Below are 24,954 nucleotides of genomic sequence, written 5' to 3' on the forward strand. Positions count from 1 at the left end.
CTCTGGTATCGGCTCCTTTTGATCAATCACCACGTCCAAATCCGGAGCGAAACCGGCGCACTGTCCGTTGTCGGTCTTCCTGCAACCTGTAGGGCGTGAAGCTTTGGTGCGCCGATGTCCCAAACCTCGACACAAAATAACAAAAGGCCCCGAAGGGCCTTTGAACAAAAAAACTCAGTGATGCCGCATCTTGGACCGCAAGCGTGCAATCGACTGACTGTGCAACTGGCACACCCGTGATTCGGTAATTCCCAGAACAGCAGCAATCTCCTTGAGATTCATGTCATTCTCGTAATACATGCTCATGATGTACTGCTCCCGTTCCGGCAGCACCTTGATGGCCTCGACCAACGCCGTCCGTAGCCGCTGATCCCGCAACTGCTGCATCGGATCGACATCCGGATCGTCCGCGTGGCGGTCCAGGAACCCGTCTTCGTCATCCCCGCGGGACATGTCCTCGATATAGACCAGCTGCGTCCCGCGAACCTTGGCCAGCATGCTCTGGTATTCATCAAGCCCCATGCCCATCTCGGCGGCGATCTCGGACTCGATCGGCGTGCGCCCCAGCTTCTGCTCCAGCCGGTGCAGGGCGTGCTCGATGTCCTTCTGGCTCTTGCGCGAGCCCCGGCTCATCCAGTCGCCCTCGCGCAGTTCGTCGATCATCGCGCCGCGGATGCGCTGGGTGGCGAAGGTCTCGAACTGCACGCCCTGGGTGACCTGGTAGCGCGACAGGGCTTCCGCGAGACCCATCATCCCGACCTGGATCAGGTCGTCGATCTCCACGTTGGGAGGCAGTTTGGCGATCATGTGATGCGCCAGCCGCCGCACCAGTGGCACGTACTGCCGGAGCATCGCATCGCGGTCGAGCTGGCCTTTGGCGGTGTACATCAGTGACTCCGAAGAGGGCGTTCGAATCGGGAAGAAAAACCAGCGTCGGGGGCAGGAGCGAGCGGCGTGGCCACACTGGCAAGCGTAGCCGCGCCTTCGATCAGCCGCAAGGCGAGGCGGTGCACTTCGCTGGAGGCCGGGGCGCCGTCCGCCGCCGCCCGTACCCGCAGCACGTCGACCCGCCGGCCCAGCCAGCTTTCTGCGCAGCGCTGCAGGTTGTCGCGTGCCGCCAGCGCGATGCCGGCGGTGGCGATGCCGGGACGGGTGACCACCGACGCCAGCGTCGGCACCACACCGGCCTCGACCAGCGCCTTGAGCGATCGCCAGGCGGCCAGCAGGCTTTCCTTTTGCGGCGCGGCGGGCAGCACCGGCGCGATGGCGCAGTGGTGCGACCAGCCGGCCAGCGCTTGGGCCGAGCCGAACATCACCGCCATGTCGTAGGCGCGCAGCGCGCGGCCCAGGCGGATGCAGGCGTCTTCGCGCGGCTCGCCGCGCGAGGTGATCAGGCCGGCCAGGCCGCGCCGGGCCGGAAAAACCGCCAGGTTGTAGCAGGGCATGTGACCGGCGATGTCGTGTTCGTCGTCGTCGGTTGCCAGGCTGCCGTCGAGCAGTCCGCGCAGGCCGGGCGATTCGAAATCTTCGTCGGCGGAGACGTCGAGCACCGCCACGCGGTAACCCAGGGAACGCATCGCGTCGCACAACTGCCACAGCAACGGCAGCTCGGTGTCGGTGTCGCCATGGCCGACCAGCGCGGCCAGGCGGGGCGCGCTCTGCGGCATCTGCAGCCGCAGGCCGGCGCCCTGGTCGAGGCAGGACTCAAGCATCGAGCAGGCTCCCCGCGGCGGCTCCCGAGCCGTAGGCCGACGACGCTGCCGGCACGGGCGACGAGAAGAAGAAGCTCAGGTCGGCCGCCTTGGGGTCGAAGGCCGACTTGGCCGGCGAACGCATGGACGCGCGCACCAGTTGGCCGGCGTCTGCTTCTTCCCAGTCTTCCGGCACACGCTGGCCGTTGGTCACGCCGCGCAGCACCAGCTGGTGACGGATCAGGGCGTCTACCGCCGGGCCCAGCTTCACGGCTTCATCGACCTTGGACAGGATCGCCTGCTGCGCGCCGGTGGTCTTGAATGAGGTGACGACTTCGTCGAGCGTGTCGCCATGGCCGCCGGCGTTGAGCACGAGCATGCGTTGCACGCCGGGCAGGTCGAGCACGTCCAGCAGGTCGCGTTTGCGCGGATCGCGCGGGGCGACGCCGGTGGTGTCGATGAGGACCATCTTCTTGTTGGCCAGCAGGCCCAGCAGGTCTTGCAGGGCAGCGCGGTCATGGGCCAGGTGGGCGACGACACCCAGCATGCGGCCGTAGGCGCGCAGCTGTTCGTGGGCAGCCACGCGGTAGGTGTCCAGGGTGATCAGGCCGACGCTTTGCGGACCGTACTGGCGGGCGCACTGGGCGGCGAGCTTGGCGGCGGTGGTGGTCTTGCCGACGCCGGTGGAGCCCACCAGCGCGAAGATGCCGCCCTCTTCTGCCAGCGGCAGGTTGTCGGGTGCGGTGTGCAGGTTGCGCTGCAGCACGTCCATCAGCCAGCGCACGGCTTCACCGGCGGTGGCGTCCTGCGGCAGGCGTTCCAGCACGGCACGGGCGAGGGCGGGCGAATAGCCGGCGCGGATCAGCTTCAGCATCAGGTTGGACTGGATCGGGTCCTGCTTGGCCTGGCCGAGCCATGCCAGGGTGTTGAAGCGGTCTTCGATGAGTTCGCGCATCGAGGCCAGCTCGTCGACCACACCCTTGGAGGGGGCGGCGGGTGCGGTGGCGACGCGGCGTTGCGGAGCGGGTGCGGCGGTGCGGGCGGCGGCAGCGGCCGGAATGGCGTGCTGCACCGTGCGGGCCTGTCCGGCGGCACGCGGAGGCGCGTTGCCCGACAGCGCCGGAGCGACGCTGCGTTCCATGCGTTCGACACGTTCGGCGACGGGCATGGTGAGCGGTGCCGCGTCGACCAGCGCTTCGTCGGCGGACAGGCCTTGTGCCTGGCCGGTCAGCGCTTCGTGGCGGCGGCGCAGCATGCGTTCACGCACGTACTCCTGGAAGGACAGCGTGCTCATCGACATCTGTTCGGCGTCTTCCTGCACCGAGCTGCGCGTGGAAGCGGCTTGCGGAGCAACGGAGCGGGCCGGAGTACGGGCGGCACCCAGTGCAGGACGTCCTTCGACCTGGGCGGCAGCACGGGCCTGCAGGCCGCTGGCGGCCGGCTTCGGTGCCAGGGGCTTGGCCGCAGCGGCGGGACGGGCAGGGGCCAGACCGACATCGGCGTCGTGGCTGGCCTGCAGATCGGACAGGGATTCCTCTGCGGTCGCCACCACTTCGACGCCGTTGGCGACGGGGCGGTTCGACAGGATCAGGGTGCCATCGCCAAAAGCGTTGCGGGCCTTGGCCAGTGCCTCGCGGGCGGTGGCGGCGGTGAAACGGCGGATGTTCATGCGGTGGCTCCTCGGAGGATCGGGCCGATGCGGATCGAATGGGTTTCAGGGATCTCGCTGTGGGCGAGAACCTGCAGGCGGGGTGCCACGCGGCGCACCAGGCGGGCGATGGCGCTGCGGATCTGGTCGGGCACCAGCAGGCAGGCGGGCAGGCCGATTTCTTCCTGCTTGAGCGCCACTTCCGCCGCCGACTTGGTGAGCATTTCTGCCACACCCGGATCCAGCGAAGGACCGTTGTTGCTGCCCAGGGCCTGCACCAGCAGGCGCTCCAGGTTGGGTTCGATGGCGATCACGCTGAGTTCGCGTGCCTGGCCATAGATCTGCTGGACGATGGAAGGCGACAGCGCCACCCGCACGCGGCGGGCCAGCTCGGCCGGGTCCTGCACGGAGCCGGCGTGTTCTGCCAGGGTTTCGATGATGGTGCGGATATCGCGGATGTGCACCGACTCGTCCAGCAGCAGCTGGAGAACCTTCTGGAACACGGCGATGGAGACCATTTTCGGAACCACTTCCTCGATCAGCTTGGGGGCCAGCTTGGCGACGTGTTCGACCAGTTGCTGGGTTTCCGTCCGGCTCAGCAACTTGGCTGCCTGGACTTGCATCAAGTGTGAGAGATGTGTGGCCATCACGGTCTCTGAATCAACGACCGTGAAACCGGCCATTTGCGCGGCTTCCTTCTGCCGTTCGTCGATCCAGTGCGCCGGCAAGCCGAAAGCGGGGTCGGTGGTCGGCGTGCCGATCAGCGGCGTGGTGATGCCGCCCGGGTTGATCGCCAGGAACATGCCGGGGAAGGCCTCGCCGTCGCCCACCACCACGCCGCGCAGGGTGATCCGGTAGCCGCTGGGCTTCAGCTCGAGGTTGTCGCGCACATGCACGGCCGGCGGAAGGAAACCCACTTCCTGCGCAAACTTGCGGCGGACGCCCTTGATGCGGGTCAGCAGGTCGCCCTGGCGGTTCTTGTCCACCAGGATGATCAGCCGGTAGCCCAGTTCCAGGCCCAGCAGGTCGACCGGCTGCAGGTCGTCCCAGCTGGCCTCGCCGTCGTTGTTGACGGCGGCGGCCTGGGCGGCTGCGGCAGCTTCCTGGGCGGCGACTTCCTTCGGGTCCGGCGGAGGCGGGCGCTTGGACAGCATCCAGGACATATAGGCGCAGCCGCCGCCGATCATCAGGAACACCAGGTGCGGCATGCCGGGGATGATGCCCAGCGTCAGCAGGATGCCGCCGGTGATGCCCAGGACGCGGGGCGAATTGAACAGCTGGCCGATCACCTGCCCGCCGACGTCCTTTTCCTTGCCGACGCGGGAGATCACCATGGCCGCGGCCACCGAGATCAGCAGGCCGGGGATCTGCGCCACCAGCGCGTCGCCGACGGCCAGCAGGATGTAGGTGTCGGCCGCCTTGGACGCGGTCAGGTCGTGCTGCAGCACACCGATGGCGAAGCCGCCGATGATGTTGATCAGCAGGATGATGATGCCGGCCATGGCGTCGCCGCGCACGAACTTGCTGGCACCGTCCATCGAGCCAAAGAAGTTGGCTTCCTCGCCCACTTCGGCGCGGCGCTTGCGGGCTTCCTTCTCGTCGATCACGCCGGCGTTCAGGTCGGCGTCGACAGCCATCTGCTTGCCGGGCATGGCGTCCAGCGTGAACCGGGCGGACACTTCGGCGATGCGTTCGGAGCCCTTGGTCACCACCACGAAGTTGATCACCACCACGATGGCGAACACGATCAGGCCGACCGCGAAATTACCGCCGATCAGGAAGTGGCCGAAGGCCTCGATCACCGCGCCGGCCGCGCCCGCGCCGGTGTGGCCTTCGAGCAGCACCACCCGGGTGGAGGCCACGTTGAGCGACAGCCGCATCAGGGTGGTCAGCAGCAGCACCAGCGGAAAGGCCGCGAAGTCCAGCGGCTTGACCATGTAGGCCGCCACCATCATCACCATCAGTGCGACGGCGATGTTGATGGTGAAGAAGGTGTCCAGCAGCCACGCTGGCATGGGCAGCACCATCATCGCCAGGATCATCACCACGAACAGCGGCGCCGCGATGCCCTTGATGGCTTCTCCGTTGGCGCCCATCCAGTTGCGGGCGGTCATCACACGGGCTTTCATGCGCAAGCTCCTGCAGTGGCTGATGGGCGGTTTTGGATGGTCATGGGCGGGGTGGTGGTGCCCGTCCATTGTCGGAAACGTCCGACTTTTCTAAAGCCCGATAAGCGGCGGTTCCGGCCGCTGTATCGGCTTTCTTCGGTCCCGGCGGCAATGCCGGGCGGCACGCATCAGCCGGCCGCGTCGGCGATCTTCCTGGCCTTTGCCAGCCCGGCTGCCGGATCGTGAGGGTCCAGTTCCGGCGGCACCATGGGCACCGGCAGTTCGCCCGGCATCTGGGCTTCGCCCCGCAGGGCCGCCTTCAGGCGATAGACATAGGCCAGCACCTGGGCGACGGCATTGAAAAGCGCCGACGGAATCGGCTTGTCCAGTTCGCCGTGGGCGTACAGCGCCCGGGCCAGCACCGGCGACTGCAGCACCGGGATGTCGTGTTCCCTGGCGATGTCGCGGATCTTCATCGCGAGCAGGTCGGAGCCTTTGGAAATGACCTGGGGAGCGTCCATCACGCCTTCTGCGTAGCGCAGGGCCACGGCGTAGTGGGTCGGGTTCATCAGGATGAAGTCGGCCTGGGGCACCTTGGCCACGCTGGCCCGGTTGGCGATCTCGCGTGCACGCTGGCGGATCTTGCTCTTGATGTGAGGACTTCCTTCGGAGTTTTTGTGCTCCTGCTTTACTTCCTCGTGCGACATCTTCAGTCGTGACCGCAGGAAGAAACCCTGCAGCGGAACGTCGACCACCGCTGCCGCGAACACCACCAGCAGCATGGTGCTGACGCCGGACACCAGCCAGTCGCCGAGGTCGCGCAACGCCATGGCCGAGGGCTGCATCACCAGCGAGGTGACACGTTGCAGGCTGTCGCGCAGAAAGATCCAGGTGACGAAAAACATGATCGCCGTCAGCACCGACAGCTTGGCGATGTTGAACATCTGCTGCTTGGAGACCAGGTTGGTCAGGCCGGTCAGCGGGTTGAGGCGGCTCAGGTCGGGAGTGATGGGTTTCAGGCTGGCGATCCAGCCGCCGGAAGCGATCGCGCTGACCACGGCGGCGGCGCCCACCAGGATGGCGAACACCAGCGAAATCAGCAGGCCGAGCATCGTCATGTCCTGCATGCGGTCGACCATGTTGGTGGGCGTCTGCAGGGTGGCGGCGTCGAAGTGCAACTGGTCGATCATGGCCAGTTGCAGGCGCCGGAAAACGGTGGGCGTGAGCAGCACCACTGCGGTCGCACCTGCCCCCAGAACCGCCAAATTGGCCAGGTCGCGGGAGCGTGGGGCCTGGCCATCGTCCTTGGCCTGCTGGAGCTTGCGTGCGGTGGCGGGTAGTTGGCGGTCTGAGCTGGAGTCCATGGGCGGCCTGGGTGGGTGCGCCATTGTCGGCAGCGGCTGGCGTTCCTAAAGCCTGAAAAGAAGGCTGAGGGCTGGCTTGTCCGCGCGTTTGCGCAGGCGGCGTCTGGCTGCTGGTTATTTCAAAATAAATCGATTGAATTGTCTGGTGGTGCCATATGGATTTGATGACAATAAAATAAAACCACCATGAGAGATAATCTTTATGCTCCGCTCCTTACAAATGGATGGAGTAATGCATGGAAAGAAAATTAATCGTCGTCGGAGATTCGCCTGCCTGTGGAGGTGCAGTGCTGCCTTTCGAGGTGCATCCACCATCGCACATTATGTATCACCAAATTGCGCTTATCGGTGGCCGTGTTTTCTGTGCAGGCTGCAACAGCGTGGGTCATATCGCCAAGGCGGGTGGTCCTTATCGTGGTTTTTATTGCGATGCGGAGAAGGCGCTGGAGGGCGACGTGGTGGTGTGTGCTTGCCCGGCGCCGCAGCCTTTGGTTTCTAGCAGGCAGAGTATGTCGAGTTGCGAGGATCGAAGTGGGGTGGAGGGAGTTTTTTCTGCTGCGGCCATGGGCACCGGCTGGTACTGCCCGAATCCTCGGGCGTTGGCAAGCAGTAAAAAGGTGGTTGATGCGTTAGTGACGTACCCCTCTAACGTAAACGCCGCGGGCAATATCTGTCCCAATATGACTGATAAAGCTTTCTTTGATTTGATGCTTGATTTGCGTGATCGGGCCGTCAGGCTTATTGAAAAACGAATCCTCGAGCTTTCGATATGGAATATGTCGGCTAAGCACAGAGTCAAGCAATGGTTTGGCAAGCAGGATGAGGAAACAAGAGTTTTCCTGCAGGCTGGACTTAAACGAGGCGTCTTCGTTCTAAATGGATTGAGCGAAAAGAATTTTGTTAAATATACAGGTGATTTTGGTGATGCTTTAGGCTGCTTGCCCAGCAGTCCCCGCGACCAAGCGGCTGCCGTTTGCAAAACCGATGCGGCAACTCATACCATCGCCGTGACGGATATTTACTGTGTGCTGCGTCCGACGTCGGGATCCAAGGACTCCAAGTTGAGTGTGCTTGTTCATGAGATAACACATTTCATTGATGTCTTCGGCACAGATGATCCATTTTATTATTTGAGTGAATCGTTGAAATTGGCGCAGATTGATACAGAGACGCCTCGGAAGAATGCCGATAGTTTTGCTGGCTATGTAGTGTGGGATATGGCATATCCCGATTGATCAATATTATTGCTATTTCAATTAAGGTTGACGTTATGAGTTTGCTGAATAAATTTTTTGTCGTTGCCGTGAATTTTGTATTGCCTTCAATTTCGGCATCGGCCTGCAGTGTAATTGTCGCGACAGATGTCGTCTTTGATAAGAATTCGTCGGTAATTTCTGCAATAGAATTCTCTAAGCTGTCTTCTTGGCTGAAAAAAGCGCGCGCAGACTACCCGAGCGCTTTACCAATCGGCCTGTCGTCCAATGTCGAACAGAACGAGTTGGATGGCGAGCATCTGGGTCGTCAGCGCGAGCTTGCTGTCAGGCTGGCCATTATTGATATTGACCCGTCTTCCCCGACAACGAGTGTTTCGGAAAAAATCTTTTATGGGAATGCCGGCGCGTTTGGCGGCGGCCTGAGGGACGACGTGAAGCGGGTTGAGCTCCAGTATTTTCCGAAAGGCAATTTGTGTGCGGGCGACCAATGGAAGCTCACCACACCCGAGTCGCCCCGCTGAGCGCGGGCGGGACGACTCGGTCTAAATCAGGCGGTGGGTTTCAGAAACCCAGGCTGGCCAGCAAGTCATCCACTTCCGACTGGCTGGTCACCACGTCTCCCGACGCCTTTTCGGAGTCGACCACAGGCCCATTCAGACGCGGATGCGCCGAACTCACCGGCTCCGGCAGGCTTTCCACTGCCGCTTCGGCATCTGCCACCGCCGCTGCCGTGGCAGCCGTGGCCGCAGCGGCGGCTTCCGGCGGCGCAGAACCCGGCGGGGCCGTCTGGATCAGCAGCTGCAGCAACTGGTCTTCGATGGACGCCGTCAGGCTCACCACCCGCGCGATCACCTGACCGGTCAGGTCATGGAAGTCCTGCGCCATCATGATTTCGGTCAGATGGCCGTCGGCTTCCTGGGTGGTGCGTTCCATGTCCTCCAGGAAGTTCATGATCCGCCCGGTCGCCACCGCCGCCACGGGATCCTTCTTGACGTTGGCGACCATGGCCCGCGCCTCGTTCAGGATGAACTCGTGGTTGGCCTTGGCCATTTCCACCCGGTTCAGCACCTTTTCGGCCGCGTCGTTGGTCAGGCGGGCGATGTACGAAAGGCGGCTCTTGGCGTCCGGCAGTTCGCTGGCGCTGTCGCGCAGCTTGTCGGCGAAGCCCAGTGCATTGAGCGAGTCGTGCAGCTGGCGGGTCAGCTGGCCGATCTTCATGTGGACGATGGCCGGTACCGGAGACAGTGCGCCGGCCGCCGTGTCCTGCGAGGAGGTGGCGGGCGCATTCATGCCACCAGCCCCGTCTTCTTCAGGATGTTGTTGACCTTTTCCTCCAGCGTCGCCTTGGTGAAGGGCTTGACGATGTAGCCGGCGGCACCGCCCTGGGCAGCGGCCACGATGTCTTCCTTGCGGGCTTCGGCGGTCACCATCAGCACCGGCAGATGGCGCAGTTTTTCATCCGACTTGATGTTGCTGAGCAGTTCGAAGCCGTTCATGTTGGGCATGTTGATGTCGGTCACCACGAAGTCGAAGCGGCCGTTACGCAACTTCTGCATGGCAGCGGAGCCGTCTTCGGCCTCGTCGGCCTCTGCAAAACCGCATTCCTTGAGCAGGTTGCGCACGATGCGGCGCATGGTGGAGAAGTCGTCGACGATCAGGAAACGCAAGGCAGTGGCCACGGATGAGCCTTTCAGTGGGGAATGGGGGGAAAACAAGAAACGGGGATGAACACCGGCGTCAGGGCCTGCTGTTCGGCTTGGGGTCCGGCTCCTCCGCCTCGTTCTTCACGGGGCGGGCGGGCAGCGGAATCATGGGTTTCGCGGGAGGGAAACTGGCAATCGGCCGGCCGTTGGCCTTGCCGTCCAGCATTTCCACCGCTTCCGGGACTTCGTCCGGCGGCACCGCGGGCAGCCCGTGGCCCAGCAGGCGCTCTTCGGCCTCGCGGGTCAGCACGGTGACGGTGATGCGGCGGTTGGTCGGTGCGCGCGGGTCGGTCTTGTCGAAAGGGTCGCTGGCGGCCACGCCGACCACCCGGGCCAGCTGGGCGTCGGGCATGCCGGCGCCTACCAGCTCGCGCCGCGTGGCGTTGGCGCGGTCGGCGGACAGCTCCCAGTTGCTGTAACCCCGGTCGCCGTTGCCGTAGGGCGTGGCGTCGGTGTGGCCGGCGATGCTGAGCTTGTTTTCCACGCTGCCCAGTGCGGAGCCGATTTCCTTCAGGATGTCGCGCATATAGGGTTTGACCAGCGCGCTGCCGCTGTCGAACATGGGTCGTTTCTGGTCGTCGACGATCTGGACCTGCAGGCCATCGGGTGTGATGTCGATCTTGATCTGCGACTTGAACTCGGCCAGCTTCGGGTTCACCGCGATCAGCGCGGCGATCTTCTCCTGCAGCTCGTTCATGCGTTTGGCGTCCTGCTGGGCCTGCTTGCGCTTCTCCATCCTGGCAGCCATCTTGGTCTTCTTGTCGGCGTCGGATTCGGAACGCCGCACCTGGCCGTGGACCTTGGTCAGGTCGTTGCCGCCACCGGGAAGAATGCTCGAACTGTTGCCCGAACCATCGCCGCCGCCCAGCGAAACCTGGACCGGGTTGGTGAAATAAGAGGCGATGCCCTGCAGCTCACCCTTGGCGGTCGAGCCCAGCAGCCACATCAGCAGGAAGAACGCCATCATGGCCGTCACGAAGTCGGCATAGGCGATCTTCCACGCGCCGCCATGCGGGGCATGGCCGCCCTTCTTGATGCGCTTGACGATGATGGGCTGGAGTTTCTTCTCTGCCATGGCGTGTCGACTGCCGGTTTCGGGCGCCTGCTACTTCTTGCCTTTGACGTGGGATTCGAGCTCGGCGAAGGTCGGTCGCTCGGTCGAGAACAACACCTTGCGACCGAATTCGATCGCCGTAGTCGGGTTGTAGCCCTGCATGCTGGCCAGCAGGGTGGTCTTGATGCATTGGAATTCCTTGCCGGCATCCTCGGATTTCTGTTCCAGCAGGCCGGCCAGGGGTTCGACCACACCGTAGGCAAGAAGAATGCCCAGGAAGGTGCCGACCAGCGCCGAGCCGATCATCCCGCCCAGCACCGAAGGTGGCTGGCCGACCGAGCCCATGGTGTTCACCACACCCAGCACCGCGGCCACGATGCCGAATGCGGGCAGGGCGCCGGCCAGCCGCGCCAGCGCGGCGATGGGCGCATGTGCCTCGTGGTGATGGGTTTCGATCTCGCTGTCCATCAGCGACTCGATCTCGTGCGAATTGAGGTTGCCCGACACCATCATGCGGAGGTAGTCGGTCATGAACTCCACCACGTGGTGGTCGCTGCCCACCGCGGGGTACTTCTTGAAGATCTCGGAGTCGTGCGGCGTCTCGACGTCTTTCTCGATCGCCATCAAACCGTCCTTGCGAGCCTTCTGCAGGATGTCGTAGAGCAGCGACATCAGCTCCATGTAGCGCGCCTTGGTGTACTTGGAACCCTTGAGCACCGTCGGCAGCGTCTTCAGCACTGCCTTCAGCACCTTGCCCTGGTTGTTCACCACGAAAGCACCGAGCGCACCACCCATGATGGTGATGATCTCGAACGGCAGCGCATGCAGGATGACGCTGATGTTGCCCCCGTGCGCGACGTACACCCCGAAGATGCACCCCAGGCAGACGATGTAGCCAATGATGACGAGCATGTGGTTTTGAGAAAAAGCCGGCAGAAAAGCGAATTTCGCGATCCGGCGATGGGCTGGGAAAACGGCCAAGCCTAAGGTAGGAATGTATCGGAATGCTAACTTAGTCAGATTACTTAGCTCAGCAGAAAAGCCGGGGCTTTGGCTGCCTGATCCCCACTTCCCGTTGTCAACACGCATCACAATGGCGCGAATGAAAAAACCGCGACCACCGGCAGCTTCACGCACGGCAAAAAAAACAGCGTCCACCCCGTTTTTGGCACAAGAAGCGCGGGATGCATTGGCGGATGCGGCGGCATTCGAGCGCCGGCAGATGCTTCAGGAAGCATTGATCAAATACACCTTGGCTTTGTCGTACGAGCCACGACTTGTTCATGCTTGGTTACGCATCGGCTATATCTATCTGGTGGGTTTGCTCTGGCAGCAGGGCATCGATGCCCTGCAGACGGCGCTGGCCCTGGAGCCGGACTCGCCTGAAGGCTTGCGCTACCTGGCTTACGCCGAATTCAACCTGGGGCGGCTCGAAGAAGCCAAACGGGTGATCGAGCGGGCCGCCAGCCTCAGCAACGATTCAGCCACCTGGGTCATGCGGGCTTATGTGCATAGCAATATCGACAAGGATCCGGCTCGCACGCTGCAGGTCTACCGTGATTGGGGTCAACGTGTTCCGGATCGTTTGACGGCTGCGGCCAGGCCGCTGGTGGTGGCCGATCGCGATCCGCGCCGCAAGCTTCGGATCGGCTACGTGACGGCGGATTTTCGCCAGCATTCCATCGCCTTCTTCATGATGCCGGTGCTGGCCCACCACAACCATGACAACGTCGACGTGCATGTTTTCTCCAGCGGCGGCGTGGACGACATCACCGTCAGCATGCGCAAGCTGGTGCCGCATTGGCACAACGTCAACGAACTCGACCACGAGGCCTTGCTCGAATACATCCGGGAGCAGCGCATCGATGTGCTGGTCGACCTGTCGGGCCACACGCTCGGCGACCGACTGGCCGTTTTTGCCATGCGCGCCGCGCCGGTGCAGGTGACCTGGCTGGGTTTCATGAACACCCTGGGCATGAAGGGCATGGACTACCGGCTGACCGACTACAGCATGGACCCGCCGGGCCGCGAAAAATACTACGTCGAGACCTTGTTCCGGCTGGAGTGCATGGCCAGCTATGCGCCGCCGATCCACGCGCCGCTGCGCGAAACGCCGCCGATGCTGGAGCTGGGTCACCCGACGCTGGTGTCGTTGAACAATTCCCTGAAGGTAACGCACGAGATGCTGCTGTTGTGGGGACGCATCCTGGAGGCGAGGACGGACGCCCGGCTCATCGTGATGGTCAAGGAACGCACGGCCGAGGCCGCGCGGGAAGCCATGCAGGGTCGTATCGAAGCTGCGGGTTTGCCGGTCGACCGGGTGTTCGTGATGCATCAGCAGGCACTGGAGCAGTTCATGGAAATGGGCCATATCGCGGACGTTGCGCTCGACACCTCGCCGATCTCGGGCGGTACCACCACGCTGCATGCGCTGTGGATGGGGCTGCCCATCGTGGCGATGGATGGCGAGCGGGGAACCGATGCCTCGACGGCGCGCACGCTTCAGGGCATGGGCTTCGGTGATTGGGTCGCGACCGACGAAGACGATTACGTGGCGAAGGCCTTGGCGTGGATGGCGGATCCGGAGGCGCTGCTAAAACGCAGGGCGGTGGCGCGGGAACAGATGCGCCAGACCACCCTGATGGATTACCGCAGCCGTACCGCCGAGCTCGAGAAGGCATTCCGGCTGATGTGGCTCAACTATCTGCGTGGTCAGAAGAAAAGCCTGGATTTCCGCGACGACCTGGAGACGGAAATCCGGTCGTGCGAGTGCCTTGAGGCGGCCCGCTCATGATGCAGGCCGGCCAGGCGCCGAACGGCGTGCCCTTGCTGGTGCCAGAACTGCCCAGCCCCGAAGCGCTGATGCCTTACCTGCAGCGGATGCATGCGGCGCAGCAGTATTCCAATTACGGTCCCCTGGTGCGCGAACTGGAAACAGGCTTGCGTCAACGGTTCGAGGAGCGCGCCGTCGCGCCCGTGGCTCTGACGACCGTGGCGAGCGCCACGCTCGGCCTTGAACTCGCGCTGGCGGTGCTGGACCTGCCTGCACACAGCCGGGTGCTGCTGCCGTCCCTGACGTTCGTCGCCACCGCCACTGCCGTGCTGCGCGCCGGGCATACGCCGGTGCTGGCCGATGTGGACGCCGACAGCTGGCTGCTCACGCCGGCCATTGCCCGCGCGGCGTTGCAGCAGGTGCCGGTCGACGCGGTGATGCCGGTCGCGGCTTTCGGTGCGCCGCACGACATGGCCGAGTGGGATGCCTTCCAGCAGGAAACCGGTGTGCCGGTCATCCTGGACGCCGCGGCAGCCTTCGGCAGCCAATGGCTGACAGCCTTTCGCGGCACGGCGGTGTTCAGCCTGCATGCGACCAAGTCGCTGCCGGCCGGCGAGGGTGGCTTCGTTGTTTCGAACGATGCGGCGTTCGTTCGGCAAGTCCGACAGTTGTCCAACTTCGGCATCAACCTCGACCAGGCCGCGAGCCTGCCCGTGGGCATGCTGGCGAGCGTCGGCACCAACGCCAAGATGAGTGAATACCACGCGGCTGTCGGGCTGGCGTCGCTGGCGGCCTGGGATGCCGGAGCCGAGCGCCGCCGCCACAGACATGCCGGGCTGCGTGAGCAACTCGATACCGTGGCGGGCGCAGGTGTGCTGCGCTGGCAGCGCACGTTTCAACCCGTGGCGGCACCCACGCTGATGTGCCTCCGTCTGCCCGGAGCGCAACGGCGCGAACGACTGGAGAACATCTGTTCTGAGCGTGGTATCGGCACACGGCGCTGGTACCAGCCCCTGCTGGCCCGCATGCTGGCCGTGGCGCCGCACTGCGTGTGCCTGCCGACGCCGCACGCCACTGTCATAGCCTCCGAAATGTGCGGCGTTCCGTTCTTTCCCGGCATCAGTCCCGCGCAGATGAACGCCGTCGCTTCGGCCCTGCGCGACAGTCTGGCCTGACATGCCGGCCGTCCCAGAACCGGTGCCGGCCGGGCCGCGGCGATTCGCGGCGCCTGGCATCACCACAACAATTTCGGACCACTGAATGAAAGCCATCATCCTGGCCGGCGGGCTGGGCTCGCGCCTCAGCGAAGAAACGCTCTACAAACCCAAGCCCATGGTGGAGATCGGCGGCAAGCCGATGCTCTGGCACATCATGAAGCTGTATTCGCAGCACGGCATCAACGACTTCGTGGTCTGCTGCGGTTACAAGGGCTACCTGATCAAGGAGTACTTTGCCAACTACTTCATGCACCAGTCCGACGTCACCTTCGACCTGGCCAACAACCGCATGGAGGTCCACGAACGTTATGCCGAACCCTGGCGGGTCACGCTGGTCGACACCGGCGAGAGCACCCAGACCGGCGGCCGCATGAAGCGGGTGCGCCGGTTCGTCGAGGACGACCAGGCCTTCTGTTTCACTTACGGCGATGGTGTGGGCGATATCGACATAACCGCGACGCTGGACTTCCACCGCCGCCACGGCAAGTGGGCGACCATGAGCTGTGCGGCACCGCCCGGCCGCTTCGGCGCGGTCCAGCTGGAGGGCAGCGCGGTGCGTGCTTTCAAGGAAAAACCGGAGTCCGACGGTGCAGTCGTGAACGCCGGTTTCTTCGTGCTCTCGCCGCGGGTTTTCGACCTGATCGAAGGCGATTCGACCGCCTGGGAACTGCAGCCGATGGAAGCCCTGGCACGGAGCGGGCAGCTCGAAGGCTATCGGCATGCCGGTTTCTGGCAGCCGATGGACACACTGCGCGACAAGAACCTGCTCGAAGAACTCTGGCGTGGCGGCCGGGCGCCTTGGCGGGTGTGGGAATGAGACGGGCACCGGATGCCGCCTACTGGCGCGGGCGACGGGTTTTCCTGACCGGGCATACCGGATTCAAGGGTTGTTGGCTGCTGGCATGGCTGGAAAGCATGGGCGCGGTGGTCACCGGTTATTCGCTGCCGGCAGAGCCCGGCTCGCTCTACCTGCGCGCCGGTTTCGGCGACGTCGGGCAGGCGCACTACATCGGGGACGTGCGCGACCGTGCGCAGCTCGAAAGCGCTCTCGCGGCCGCGGCGCCCGATGTCGTCTTCCACCTGGCCGCCCAGGCGTTGGTGCGTGCCGGCTACGACGATCCGGTCGGAACCTTCGCCACCAATGTCATGGGCACCGTCTACCTGCTGGATGCGGTGCGGCGAACGCCCTCGGTGAAGGCCGTGGTGGTGGTCACGACCGACAAATGTTATGAGAATCGGGAATGGGACTGGGGCTACCGCGAGTCCGACCGGCTTGGCGGCCGCGATCCCTACAGCAGCAGCAAGGCCTGCGCCGAACTGGCGACAGCCAGCCTGCGCAATTCTTTTTTTCCGGCTGGCGGCACCGCTGCGGCGGTTGCGACCGCACGCGCCGGCAATGTCATCGGTGGCGGCGACATCTCGCCGGACAGGCTGGTACCCGATGTGCTGCGAGCGCTTTCTGCGGGTGAACCGGTCCGCTTGCGCCATCCGGACGCCGTGCGCCCGTGGCTCAACGTGCTGGACGCGCTGTCCGCCTACCTGCTGCTGGCCGAGCGGCTGCACCTGGAAGGCCATGCCTGGACCGGCGCATGGAATTTCGGACCCGACCTTTCGCAGGATTTCACTGTCGAGCAGGTGGTCGCCGGCCTGATCGAATCCTTGGGCGTGGGTTCCTACCGCGTGGATGGATCGAACGATGGCAAACACGAGGCCCGTTTGCTGAAGCTCGACAGCACGCTGGCGAGGCAACGGCTCGGCTGGCGTCCGGCATGGACGGTCGAAGCTTCGCTCGCGGCCATTGCCGAATGGCACGGCCTGGCGCACGACCACGAAACCGTCGACGCCTACCTGCAGCGCCAGCTGGCGCGCATGGCGGAGAGCTGAGCGATGGCGGACATTTCCGGAAACCCGGCGGAGAACCGCTCGGGCCGCACTGTGCTGGTGGTGGGTGGCGACGGTTTCGTCGGGCGCGCGACCTGCACGCAGCTGCTCGCCGACGGCTGGGCGGTGTACCTGACGCAGCGCCATCCGCTGCCGACCGGCCTGCCTTCGGCAACCGAGGTCCGGCGCCTTGACTGGCAGGGCGACTACCCCACGCTGGTGGGCATCCTGGAAGCGGTCCGGCCCGCGGTGATCGTGTTTCTGGCGTCGGCGTTCCGGGCGGACCATACGCCGGCGGACCTGGGGGCGCTGGTCGACTCCAACATCCGGCTCGGCCTGGTGGTCGCCGAAGCGGCGCTGCATTGCGGCGGCATCGGCATCGTGAATGCCGGCACCGTCTGGCAGTTCGGCGCGCATGAAGGCGACCCGGTGCCGGTCAACCTCTACGCCGTCACCAAGCAGAATTTCGAGGACCTTCTGCATTGGTGCCACCAGGTTCGCAGGCTGTCGTGCCTGACGCTGTTGCTGAGCGATACCTACGGTCCCGGCGACACCCGGCGCAAGATCCTCCCGCTGCTGCTGGACGCCATCGGCCGCGAGCAGACGCTGGATGTTTCGGGTGGCCGGCAGACGCTGGAATTCGTCCATGTGCAGGATGTCGCGCGGGCGTTCTCGCTGGCCTGCGCCCTGCTTGCCGATGCCCCGCAGGCGCTGTGGCTCCGGTATGTGCTGCCGGGCGAAACGACCGACCTGCGCGGCTTGGCCGACCGGATTGCCGCGGAATGCGGCAAGCCGGCCCGACTCAACTGGGGGGGGCGCCCGTATCGGGTGCGCGAAGTCATGGCGCCGGTCGCGACCGGGCTGCCTCCCTTGCCGGGATGGGCTCCCCGCATCAGCCTGCAGGAAGGCCTTTCGCAGCTCTGCCGGACCCCACCGACCCTGCCATGACCATCGAAACAGACAAGTTCATCTTCAGCCGCTGCGCGCTGCCCGACGTGTGGGTGGTCGACCGCAAGCCGATGTTCGATCACCGGGGATTCTTCGCGCGTTTCTACTGCCGCGAATCGTTTTCCCGCATCGGTATCGAACAGCCCATCAATCAAATGAACCACTCGTTCTCGGCGCGGGCCGGCAGCGTGCGTGGCCTGCATTACCAGCATGCTCCCCACGCAGAAACCAAGATCGTCGCCTGCATCGCCGGCAGCCTCCTCGACGTGGTGGTCGATATCCGGCCAGACTCGCCGGACTATCTTCGCAGTGCCGCGGTGGTCCTGTCGGCGGCCAACCGCCGGAGCCTGGTCGTGCCGCCTGGATTCGCCCACGGTTTCCAGACCATGGAGCCGGACACCGAAATCCTGTATCTGGTCGACGCGGCTTACCGCGCCGATGCGGAAGACGGCCTGAACCCGCTCGACCCCGCGCTGGCTATCGCATGGCCGTTGCCGGTCACCGAAATATCCGGGCGAGATGCGGCACGGGCCTTCATCCAGGAGCCCTCGGCGACGAAACCCTGACCTGCGGCGTACGCGGCATCAGCCGTTTCAGGGCGCGGGCGAGCGCCGGCCAGAACCGCTGCAACGGCGCTTCAGCAGAGCCGGCCCTGAGCCACGAGGCGAAGCGCCGGATATCGGGCGTTTCGCCACTGCACGATTTCGCCGAGGTAGTTTTCGTTCATCACGACAGCAGTGCGCACACCGCGCGGCGCCAGGTTTTCGGCGGCCACGATGGCATGGCCGGTCCCGGCCAGGAAACGGCCCTGCTTGTGCGGATTGATGTCCACCAGGCAGTCTATGGCAGCGGCGTCGGGGTCCAGCATGTGGGCCAGCGTGGCGCCCTTGGCGCCTGCGCCCCAGAGCGCGACCGGACCTGCTTCCGACCAGCGGCCGATGTCTGTGCGCCAGCGGGCCATCACACCCGATTCGGCCGTCGCGTAGTGGTGCACCAGCTGCAGGAAATCGTCGATGGCCGGCGGTTCGTCGGGCGCAGCCGGCGTGCCGGCCACCCGCCCGGTTGCGGACATCCACAGGTACTGCTGCTGGAAAGTCGTTTCCACCGCAATGTCTCCATAACCATGCTTCCTGAACAACGCGGTCAGTGAAAGCGGGTTGTAGAGCGAGCAATGTTCGTAGAAGAAATCCCAGAAGACGGTGTGGCGCAGCGACCATCGGACATCAGGTGTTTCGAAGAATAGGTCGGTGCGGGCGGGCGGGGTGCCCAATAAGCTGCGGAGAAACTCGCCGGGCTTTTCGATGTGCTCGATGACATGCCGGCAGATGATGGCGTTCGGTGGCGCCGCCGCGGCTTCGGGCCGGTAATACGCCGTCGAGAATTTCAGCCGCCCGCCGGCTTCCGACAGGGCACCCCGGTAACTCGGGTCGTAACCCGTTCCGGTATTGCGGCTGTCGGCATGCAGAACGAGTTTTCGCAAGAAATCACCCTTGCCGCAGCCCACCTCCACCAATCGGCCGTTGCGCAAGGAAGGTATTCGGATCAGGGAATCGACGCGGCTGTCGAGATACTGGTCGAAAAAGGCCGAGTGCGACTGGGTATTGTCGTAATGGTGGTCGTACTTCAGCGCCGATGCATCGAAAGCCCGATTGAAGACAAAACTGCATGTGCAGCAGACCGCCATTAACAGATTGCCCCGTGCCACCGAACGTGCCGCTTCCGGCGAGTTTTTCAAACCGTTCTGCAGCGTCGGTACGCCGTGCCGCTCCATGAAATCTTTCAGGTCGGCATGTCCGCAAACGGGACAGTGCTGCCTGACCCTGTCGTTTTCCTCGGTAGTCACGGCGTTCACCAGACGTTGTTGCGCAGCAAGTCGGCGACGGTTCGTGGTGCGTTCGATATCGCCCGCAAGCGCTGGACGGTATTCTCGATATCGGCCATCGATTCTTTCCACGAATCCAATGAATGTGTCAGTCGTTTGTCGAACCTGAGATCGAAAAGCGTGAAATGCCTGAGCGACATCATCGAAGCGTCCTGGTCCAGCGGCAGCAGCTTGGCGTGCGCGAACCGGTAGGCGTCTTCGAGTGTCTCGGCCGGATACCCGAGGCTGCTGGCGTAGTGGGTCCAGAGGTAATGCTCGAACGTGAGATGACGATATTCCAGAAAATGCGCTTCGGGCGAAAGCACGAATGCCGGCGGGGGCCTGTCGTCCAGCGGAATCGACCAGAAGCGCAGCATGTCCGGTGCTCTGGCCAGAATGAGCTTGTCCGAAAAATGGAAAGGCATGTAAGCCCAGGAGGGGCCCAGGAATATGCCGAACTTGCCGGGATTCCGATCGCCGTCGCCGAACATGCGGTCGATGCTCTGGTGCATGGATCCGGTCACGATGGAATCCGAACGGCACCGCACCACATATTCCGCCCCGATCTCCAGCATGCGGCGGCTGGCGGCGTGGCAGCTGTAGATCACCTGGTTGCGCGGGTCGTGGCTTTGCACCGGCGGCTGCGGCAGTACGATGATTTCGTCGACCCAGCGCCCACACGACTCCAGCAATTCCGGCGGCTGGCCCTCCCAGGTCACCAGCGAAAGATGGGCACCCGGGTGGCGGGTGCGGTTGTAGCAGGCCGCCAGCGGCGTGAAGGGATAGACGGGCCCCTGCATGAAGATGCCGAGGTGGGGCGGCGCATCGGTAGCCCGAGTCAGCCCGGCGGATGAAGCCACGATGGGTTGAAGGCCGGCGAGTTCGTGAAAGGTGGCGGTGTCGTTGTCGAACGCCACGGCGCCGATGGTGCGGAAGTCGCCGAACTGCTCGCGTACCTGGCGTATGACCTCATGGTAGTGCGCCGCAAATATCACGATCAGGATGTCTTCGCGTGATTCGGACAGCAGCGCCTGAGGCGCCTTGACCTCCACGCCGTGGATGACCTTGCCCTGGTTTTCCGGGTACGGACAGATTGTGTATTCGACCGGCAGGTCGACCAGTGGGTAATAGTCGGTGAAGGCCTGTCCGGCACCCCAGCCGACCAGGCGGACCGTCGACAGGTCCAGGCCGGGAAAACGGATCAGCGCGCGCTGGAGGGAACCTCGGATCTGTGCCATGGCAATGAGGAAAAATGAAGGGCGGAGAAAGGTTGTCAGTCGCCGTTGCCGTGGTCGACCACCACCGCGCCCAGGGGGAAACGGGCGTCGACGAAGCTCCTGGCCGGCATGTCGGTGGCACGCCGACCCGCGACATCCAGCAGGCACTGCCGGCCGATGGTCACGCCGTCTTCCAGGATGACCCCCCAGCCCAGCGTCGCATGCGCTTCCAGGATGGCACCTGCGCCCACACGCACACCGTCCGCCAGCCAGACCGAGTTGGCCAGGCGGGCCGCAGGGCCGACCGAAGCCAGGCTGCCGATACGGCAATTCATGCCGACCTGGGCGCCGGCCGCAAGCACCGCGCCCGGACCCACGAAGGTGTTTTCGCCCAGGCGAACGTCGGAGGCCACGGTGGCGCCACGGCAGACGAGGGGCGGCATGCGGAAACCGCGGGACTTGAGTTCACCCATCAGTTCAAGGCGCCGGAAGTTCAGGAACTGGGCGTTCCAGGCGACGAAGGCGGTCGCATTGTGGGCGTCGATGTCCTTCAGCGCGCCCAGATCGAAGCGGTAGCCCGAGTCCTGTCCGACATCGATGGCATGGAGTGCCGTGGCGGGCTCGACTTCCGCCCATGCCGCGAGCGCCCATTGCAGCAGGTGCCCGTGGCCGACGACATACTTGATGGCGGAATTCATAAGGCGTGCCGCCCTTCCATCACATCCATGTACCAGCGTTCGACGACCCGGTTGGGAAACTCGAAATCACCCAGCCGTGCGCGGGGGCTGCCGATGCGCAGCGCGCCCTGCACCTTCTCCATCACGTCGATGTCTTCGCGAAGCACCTTCTCGGCACCTTCGAGGTGGGACATCAGCACCGCCGCCGAGGTGGCGTAGCGCCGCTTCTTGCGCGCGGTGACGTAATAGACCGTGAGGTCGGTCCGCCCGGCGCTGACCGGCTGGTGGTGTTCGATGATGAAGCTGTAACCCGCCGAACCTGAAGCCACGTGCAGGTTGGGATAGACCAGCCAGTTGAGGTACCAGTCGTCGGAACCGTAGCGCTCGACGTTGTCGTGCCAGGCGTAGTGCGGCAGCTGGACCAGTGGTTCGTTCAGCCCGCCGCCGCTGAAGGTTCGCAGTGCCGCCAGATGGCTATCCCGATCGACGCTGCCGGCTTCGGCAAAACAATTTGCAGCCTGCAGCGCCGCTTCGTTGAAGTCGGCCTGGAACTTCACCTGCTGGTAGACGGTTTTCTGGTGCAGGTATCGCGGATGCAGGGAGTCGCGCAGGTTCTCGTAGGCCAGTTTCCAGTTGAAGCGGCAGGGCAGGGTGGTGACCAGCACCTCGCTGTCGAAATGTTCGGAAGCTGCCCGCAGCGACTCGACCGCAGCCGGTGAAAACTGCTGCTCGAAGGCCACCGGCCGCGCGCCCACGTTCACGAACACCAGGTTGCCCAGCAGATGCACCGGAAAGCGTCGCAGGTGAAGGCAGGCCCGTTCTTCCGCGGGAAATCGGTAGGCACTTTCGTGGAAGGGTATGTTGTCGACCCGTCCTGCCTCGTCATAGCCCCAACCGTGATAGCTGCAGACCAGCGGGCGTATTCCATGGGCCTGCTGCTGCAGCGGATTTTGCCGGTGCACGCAGATGTTTTCAAAGGCGCGGATTTCGCCCTGGAAGTTCTGCACCACCACCTCCACGCCGCATACCTGGCGGGTGACGAAGGCGTTGTGGCGAGCCAGCATCATGCGAGGCGCCACGAACTGCCAGAGCGGCGTCATCAGCAATGCGCGTTCGCGTTCGAACCAGGTCTCGTCGAAATAGGCTTCTGGCGGGATGGTGGCCTGCATGTTCTGAGCGCTCAGCGCCTTTTCTCGAAGCTGTAGCCGGCGCCCACCAGCCGTGCGGGCCGGGAGAAACCGGGATGGATGAATGTGCCCGGTTCCAGGTCGACGGCATGGTGGCCCGGTATCTCGATGACGCAGGATTTGCCCACGCGCAAGCCCGCCGCCAGCTGGACGTCGGCACCGATCACGCAGTGCGCGCCGATGTCGGCGCCCGAACCCACCGATGCGCCCGGCCCGATCCAGCCGTGCATGCCGACCTTGGCGCGGGCGTCGATGCGACTTGCCGGATGGACCAGCACATCGCTCCCCAGCCGGACCCCGTTGCCGACCAGCGCGCCGGGACCCACCCAGGTGTTGTCGGCCGTTATTGCATCCGGCGCCACGATGGCTCGTGCATGGACCAGGCTGGCCATCCTCAGGCCACGCAGCCGAGCTGCACCGTAGAGTTCTAGGCGCAGGTAGTTGAGTGCGTGTTGGTCAATCGCCACGAACAGACGGGTCGTCGTAATGTCGAGACCGTCCAGCAAGCTGGCTGCCGAGACCGGCAGGCCCTCGACGCTGTCGGCGCGGCGCAGCGTCCAGCCCTCGGGCAGGTCGTAGCCGTGCGGATCACCGGCGATGCTGTCGAAGACTTCTCCGATGCCGACCAGACAGAAGCCAGCGGGCGTGTTCATGGGGTATCGGCCTCCATGAGTCGGAGATAGATGCTGGCGGCGCCGACGAGTCTTTCTTCATAGGCACCATGCCGGGCGCGTGGAGCGTTCTGGTGCAATCCGGCCTGTAAGGCTTCCAGGTGGCCGACATCCTCGTCAAGCACGGCGACCTCGCTTTTCAGGTGGCCCCAAAGAATGGCGGGAAGGGCCGGCAGGCGACGGGTTTCCTGTGCGGCGCACAAGGTGAATCGGACTTCGGTCCGGTCCGGCGCGAGCGGATGGAACTGCTGCAGCAGGAATGTCAGCCCACCCAGCGAAATGAAGTTGACATTGGGGTACAGGAAAAAGTTGTAGTAGTAGTCGCCGTCGCCGTAGCGCCGCACCTGGTCGTGCCAGGCCGACGCGTCGATGCGAATCGGCGACCGGCTCCAGAAACTCTGGGCCGCCAGGCTGTCGGCAGGTGGCTTCGCCGACGCTGGCAGACCGCCGGCCGGGTCTTCCCGATCGTGCGATATGCCTTCGCGCAGCAGTGGCTGGAAACTCTTGGGGTGGATGTACGGAACGTGGTTGTAGTCGAGCACGTTCTCGTAGTTCAGCTTCCAGTTGTAGCGGGTGGCGATCTCGGTGTGAACCGCCTGGGCGCCGAAATGGCCGCTGATGTCGACCAAGGCCTGCTGCAGTTCCAGGGTGAACTGTTCTTCGAAGGGCAGCGGGTTTTCGTCGAGGTTGACGAACACCAGGTTGCCGACTTCATGCACGGCATAACGCCGAAGGCACAGTCCCGCCCGCTCCTCGGGTGGGTATTGGTAGAGCCGCATCTCGTGCGGGATGGTCTTCACCCGGCCTTCCGGGTCGAACACCCAGCCGTGGTATGGGCACACCATGCGCGACTGCCCGAATGCCGCTTGCTGTAGCGGCATCTGGCGATGCGGGCAAATGTTCTCAAAGGCCCGTACTTCGCCATTGCAGTTTTGCAGCAGCACCGGCAGGCCGCCCAGTTCGAGGGTGGCGAAGGCATCGTTTTCGGCCAGTGCCGTACGGAATGCGGCGAAGAGCCAGAGTTTGCGGAAGATATGTGTCTGTTCGCGAGCGAAAACACCGTCGTCGAGGTAGTGCGAAGCGTCCAGCCGGGACTGCATGGCTCAGCGGAAAGAAAAGGGTTTTGCTGGATTCCCGATCACGGTCGTACCGGGTTTCACGTCGCGCAGCACCACGCTGCCTGCGCCCACGACCGCACCGTCGCCCACGGTGACACCCGGGAGCACGGTCGCATGGGGATGGATGGTCACGTCGTTGCCGATCCGTGCGCCGCCACCGACGAAGACGAACGGGCCGATCTGGGTGTAGTCGCCGACCACCACGTCGTAGCCGATGATGGCGGTCGACAGCACGGTGACAAACTCGCCGATCACCGAATCCGGACCGATGGAGACCCGTCGCTCGAAGATGCAGCCGCGCGAGATGTGGGCACGTTCGCCGAAATGCACGTCCGTACACAGGCTGATGAATTCGGCACCGCGCGACAGCAGCGGCGCCGCGTATCGGCGGCGTGCCGCCGGCTCGCCCAGCGCGCACAGAAAAATGTCGCCCTGCTCGATTTCGTAGGTGAACGGATCACCGAGGATCGGCAGGTCGGACGGTGTCTTCAGCCCGGGGCGGTCGTCCAGGAAACCCTTGACGTCCCAGTCCTTGCCGCAGGCCACGTCCGCCCGCGCCAGGCCGGCCACGGCGCGGGCGAAGCCGCCGGCGCTGATCAGCACCAGGTGATTCGGGATCACG

Annotated in this window: 24 protein-coding genes; 8 read left to right on the plus strand and 16 right to left on the minus strand. The window is 64.2% G+C overall.

Annotated features, from left to right (window positions below; translation table 11 throughout):
* Positions 1 to 174: 174 nt before the first annotated feature.
* The 5 genes from AC3ANW_RS02805 to AC3ANW_RS02825 all read right to left on the minus strand — a co-directional run bounded on the left by AC3ANW_RS02805 (position 175) and on the right by AC3ANW_RS02825 (position 6,811).
* Complete coding sequence (locus tag AC3ANW_RS02805) at positions 175 to 888, minus strand: RNA polymerase sigma factor FliA (RefSeq protein WP_488343691.1); 714 nt, start codon at positions 886 to 888, stop codon at positions 175 to 177.
* Positions 888 to 1,712 carry a hypothetical protein gene (locus tag AC3ANW_RS02810; protein ID WP_488343692.1) on the minus strand — a complete coding sequence of 275 codons (825 nt, stop codon included), beginning with the start codon at positions 1,710 to 1,712 and terminating at the stop codon, positions 888 to 890. Before AC3ANW_RS02810 ends, AC3ANW_RS02805 begins: the two co-directional genes overlap by 1 nt.
* A complete protein-coding gene (gene flhF / locus AC3ANW_RS02815) occupies positions 1,705 to 3,360 on the minus strand; it encodes a flagellar biosynthesis GTPase FlhF (RefSeq protein WP_488343693.1) in 1,656 nt (551 codons plus the stop codon). The genes AC3ANW_RS02810 and flhF overlap by 8 nt, the downstream gene beginning before the upstream one ends.
* Complete coding sequence (flhA, locus tag AC3ANW_RS02820) at positions 3,357 to 5,468, minus strand: flagellar biosynthesis protein FlhA (protein WP_488343694.1); 2,112 nt, start codon at positions 5,466 to 5,468, stop codon at positions 3,357 to 3,359. Before flhA ends, flhF begins: the two co-directional genes overlap by 4 nt.
* Positions 5,469 to 5,635: 167 nt before the next feature.
* On the minus strand, positions 5,636 to 6,811 hold the full coding sequence (locus AC3ANW_RS02825; protein ID WP_488343695.1) for an EscU/YscU/HrcU family type III secretion system export apparatus switch protein: 1,176 nt from the start codon (positions 6,809 to 6,811) through the stop codon (positions 5,636 to 5,638).
* 236 nt (positions 6,812 to 7,047) lie between these two features.
* On the opposite strand from AC3ANW_RS02825, the gene AC3ANW_RS02830 reads away from it, so the two are divergent.
* Both AC3ANW_RS02830 and AC3ANW_RS02835 read left to right on the plus strand, forming a co-directional pair.
* Entirely contained in the window at positions 7,048 to 8,046 is a 999-nt protein-coding gene (locus AC3ANW_RS02830; RefSeq protein WP_488343696.1) for a M35 family metalloendopeptidase, read from the plus strand.
* 35 nt (positions 8,047 to 8,081) lie between these two features.
* The gene (locus AC3ANW_RS02835; RefSeq protein ID WP_488343697.1) at positions 8,082 to 8,546 is read left to right on the plus strand and encodes a hypothetical protein; all 465 of its coding nucleotides are present in this window, start codon (positions 8,082 to 8,084) and stop codon (positions 8,544 to 8,546) included.
* A 40-nt stretch (positions 8,547 to 8,586) separates the two neighbouring features.
* Here the strand turns inward: AC3ANW_RS02835 and AC3ANW_RS02840 are convergent, their stop codons facing one another.
* From AC3ANW_RS02840 to motA, 4 genes are read right to left on the minus strand one after another with little or no spacing between them, the layout of a single operon-like run.
* Entirely contained in the window at positions 8,587 to 9,315 is a 729-nt protein-coding gene (locus AC3ANW_RS02840; RefSeq protein ID WP_488343698.1) for a protein phosphatase CheZ, read from the minus strand.
* Entirely contained in the window at positions 9,312 to 9,704 is a 393-nt protein-coding gene (cheY, locus tag AC3ANW_RS02845; RefSeq protein WP_488343699.1) for a chemotaxis response regulator CheY, read from the minus strand. The genes AC3ANW_RS02840 and cheY overlap by 4 nt, the downstream gene beginning before the upstream one ends.
* 58 nt (positions 9,705 to 9,762) lie before the next feature.
* On the minus strand, positions 9,763 to 10,803 hold the full coding sequence (gene motB, locus AC3ANW_RS02850) for a flagellar motor protein MotB (protein WP_488343700.1): 1,041 nt from the start codon (positions 10,801 to 10,803) through the stop codon (positions 9,763 to 9,765).
* Positions 10,804 to 10,833: 30 nt separating this feature from the next.
* Entirely contained in the window at positions 10,834 to 11,694 is an 861-nt protein-coding gene (gene motA, locus AC3ANW_RS02855) for a flagellar motor stator protein MotA (protein ID WP_488343701.1), read from the minus strand.
* An 82-nt stretch (positions 11,695 to 11,776) separates the two neighbouring features.
* Between motA and AC3ANW_RS02860 the strand changes: the two genes are divergently transcribed.
* The 6 genes from AC3ANW_RS02860 to AC3ANW_RS02885 all read left to right on the plus strand — a co-directional run bounded on the left by AC3ANW_RS02860 (position 11,777) and on the right by AC3ANW_RS02885 (position 18,167).
* Positions 11,777 to 13,576, plus strand: coding sequence for an O-linked N-acetylglucosamine transferase, SPINDLY family protein (locus AC3ANW_RS02860; protein ID WP_488343702.1), 1,800 nt, complete (start codon positions 11,777 to 11,779; stop codon positions 13,574 to 13,576).
* Positions 13,573 to 14,730, plus strand: a complete 1,158-nt coding sequence (locus tag AC3ANW_RS02865) for a DegT/DnrJ/EryC1/StrS family aminotransferase (protein ID WP_488343703.1) — start codon at positions 13,573 to 13,575, stop codon at positions 14,728 to 14,730. The genes AC3ANW_RS02860 and AC3ANW_RS02865 overlap by 4 nt, the downstream gene beginning before the upstream one ends.
* An 85-nt stretch (positions 14,731 to 14,815) precedes the next feature.
* The gene (rfbF, locus tag AC3ANW_RS02870) at positions 14,816 to 15,589 is read left to right on the plus strand and encodes a glucose-1-phosphate cytidylyltransferase (RefSeq protein WP_488343704.1); all 774 of its coding nucleotides are present in this window, start codon (positions 14,816 to 14,818) and stop codon (positions 15,587 to 15,589) included.
* A complete protein-coding gene (gene rfbG, locus AC3ANW_RS02875; RefSeq protein ID WP_488343705.1) occupies positions 15,586 to 16,656 on the plus strand; it encodes a CDP-glucose 4,6-dehydratase in 1,071 nt (356 codons plus the stop codon). The genes rfbF and rfbG overlap by 4 nt, the downstream gene beginning before the upstream one ends.
* A 3-nt stretch (positions 16,657 to 16,659) precedes the next feature.
* The gene (locus AC3ANW_RS02880; protein ID WP_488343706.1) at positions 16,660 to 17,601 is read left to right on the plus strand and encodes an NAD-dependent epimerase/dehydratase family protein; all 942 of its coding nucleotides are present in this window, start codon (positions 16,660 to 16,662) and stop codon (positions 17,599 to 17,601) included.
* Positions 17,598 to 18,167 carry a dTDP-4-dehydrorhamnose 3,5-epimerase family protein gene (locus AC3ANW_RS02885; RefSeq protein ID WP_488343707.1) on the plus strand — a complete coding sequence of 190 codons (570 nt, stop codon included), beginning with the start codon at positions 17,598 to 17,600 and terminating at the stop codon, positions 18,165 to 18,167. Before AC3ANW_RS02880 ends, AC3ANW_RS02885 begins: the two co-directional genes overlap by 4 nt.
* Positions 18,168 to 18,238: 71 nt before the next feature.
* Here the strand turns inward: AC3ANW_RS02885 and AC3ANW_RS02890 are convergent, their stop codons facing one another.
* From AC3ANW_RS02890 to AC3ANW_RS02920, 7 genes are read right to left on the minus strand one after another with little or no spacing between them, the layout of a single operon-like run.
* Positions 18,239 to 19,444, minus strand: a complete 1,206-nt coding sequence (locus AC3ANW_RS02890) for a class I SAM-dependent methyltransferase (protein ID WP_488343708.1) — start codon at positions 19,442 to 19,444, stop codon at positions 18,239 to 18,241.
* Positions 19,445 to 19,449: 5 nt separating this feature from the next.
* The gene (locus AC3ANW_RS02895) at positions 19,450 to 20,700 is read right to left on the minus strand and encodes a hypothetical protein (protein WP_488343709.1); all 1,251 of its coding nucleotides are present in this window, start codon (positions 20,698 to 20,700) and stop codon (positions 19,450 to 19,452) included.
* 35 nt (positions 20,701 to 20,735) lie between these two features.
* Positions 20,736 to 21,377 carry an LbetaH domain-containing protein gene (locus AC3ANW_RS02900; protein WP_488343710.1) on the minus strand — a complete coding sequence of 214 codons (642 nt, stop codon included), beginning with the start codon at positions 21,375 to 21,377 and terminating at the stop codon, positions 20,736 to 20,738.
* The gene (locus AC3ANW_RS02905) at positions 21,374 to 22,525 is read right to left on the minus strand and encodes an aromatic ring-hydroxylating oxygenase subunit alpha (RefSeq protein ID WP_488343711.1); all 1,152 of its coding nucleotides are present in this window, start codon (positions 22,523 to 22,525) and stop codon (positions 21,374 to 21,376) included. Before AC3ANW_RS02905 ends, AC3ANW_RS02900 begins: the two co-directional genes overlap by 4 nt.
* Positions 22,526 to 22,536: 11 nt before the next feature.
* Positions 22,537 to 23,196, minus strand: coding sequence for an LbetaH domain-containing protein (locus tag AC3ANW_RS02910; RefSeq protein WP_488343712.1), 660 nt, complete (start codon positions 23,194 to 23,196; stop codon positions 22,537 to 22,539).
* Positions 23,193 to 24,314, minus strand: coding sequence for an aromatic ring-hydroxylating oxygenase subunit alpha (locus AC3ANW_RS02915; RefSeq protein WP_488343713.1), 1,122 nt, complete (start codon positions 24,312 to 24,314; stop codon positions 23,193 to 23,195). Before AC3ANW_RS02915 ends, AC3ANW_RS02910 begins: the two co-directional genes overlap by 4 nt.
* Positions 24,315 to 24,317: 3 nt before the next feature.
* A complete protein-coding gene (locus tag AC3ANW_RS02920) occupies positions 24,318 to 24,953 on the minus strand; it encodes a NeuD/PglB/VioB family sugar acetyltransferase (RefSeq protein WP_488343714.1) in 636 nt (211 codons plus the stop codon).
* Position 24,954 lies beyond the last annotated feature (1 nt).

It is taken from the genome of Xylophilus sp. PBN-3R (assembly GCF_057747805.1).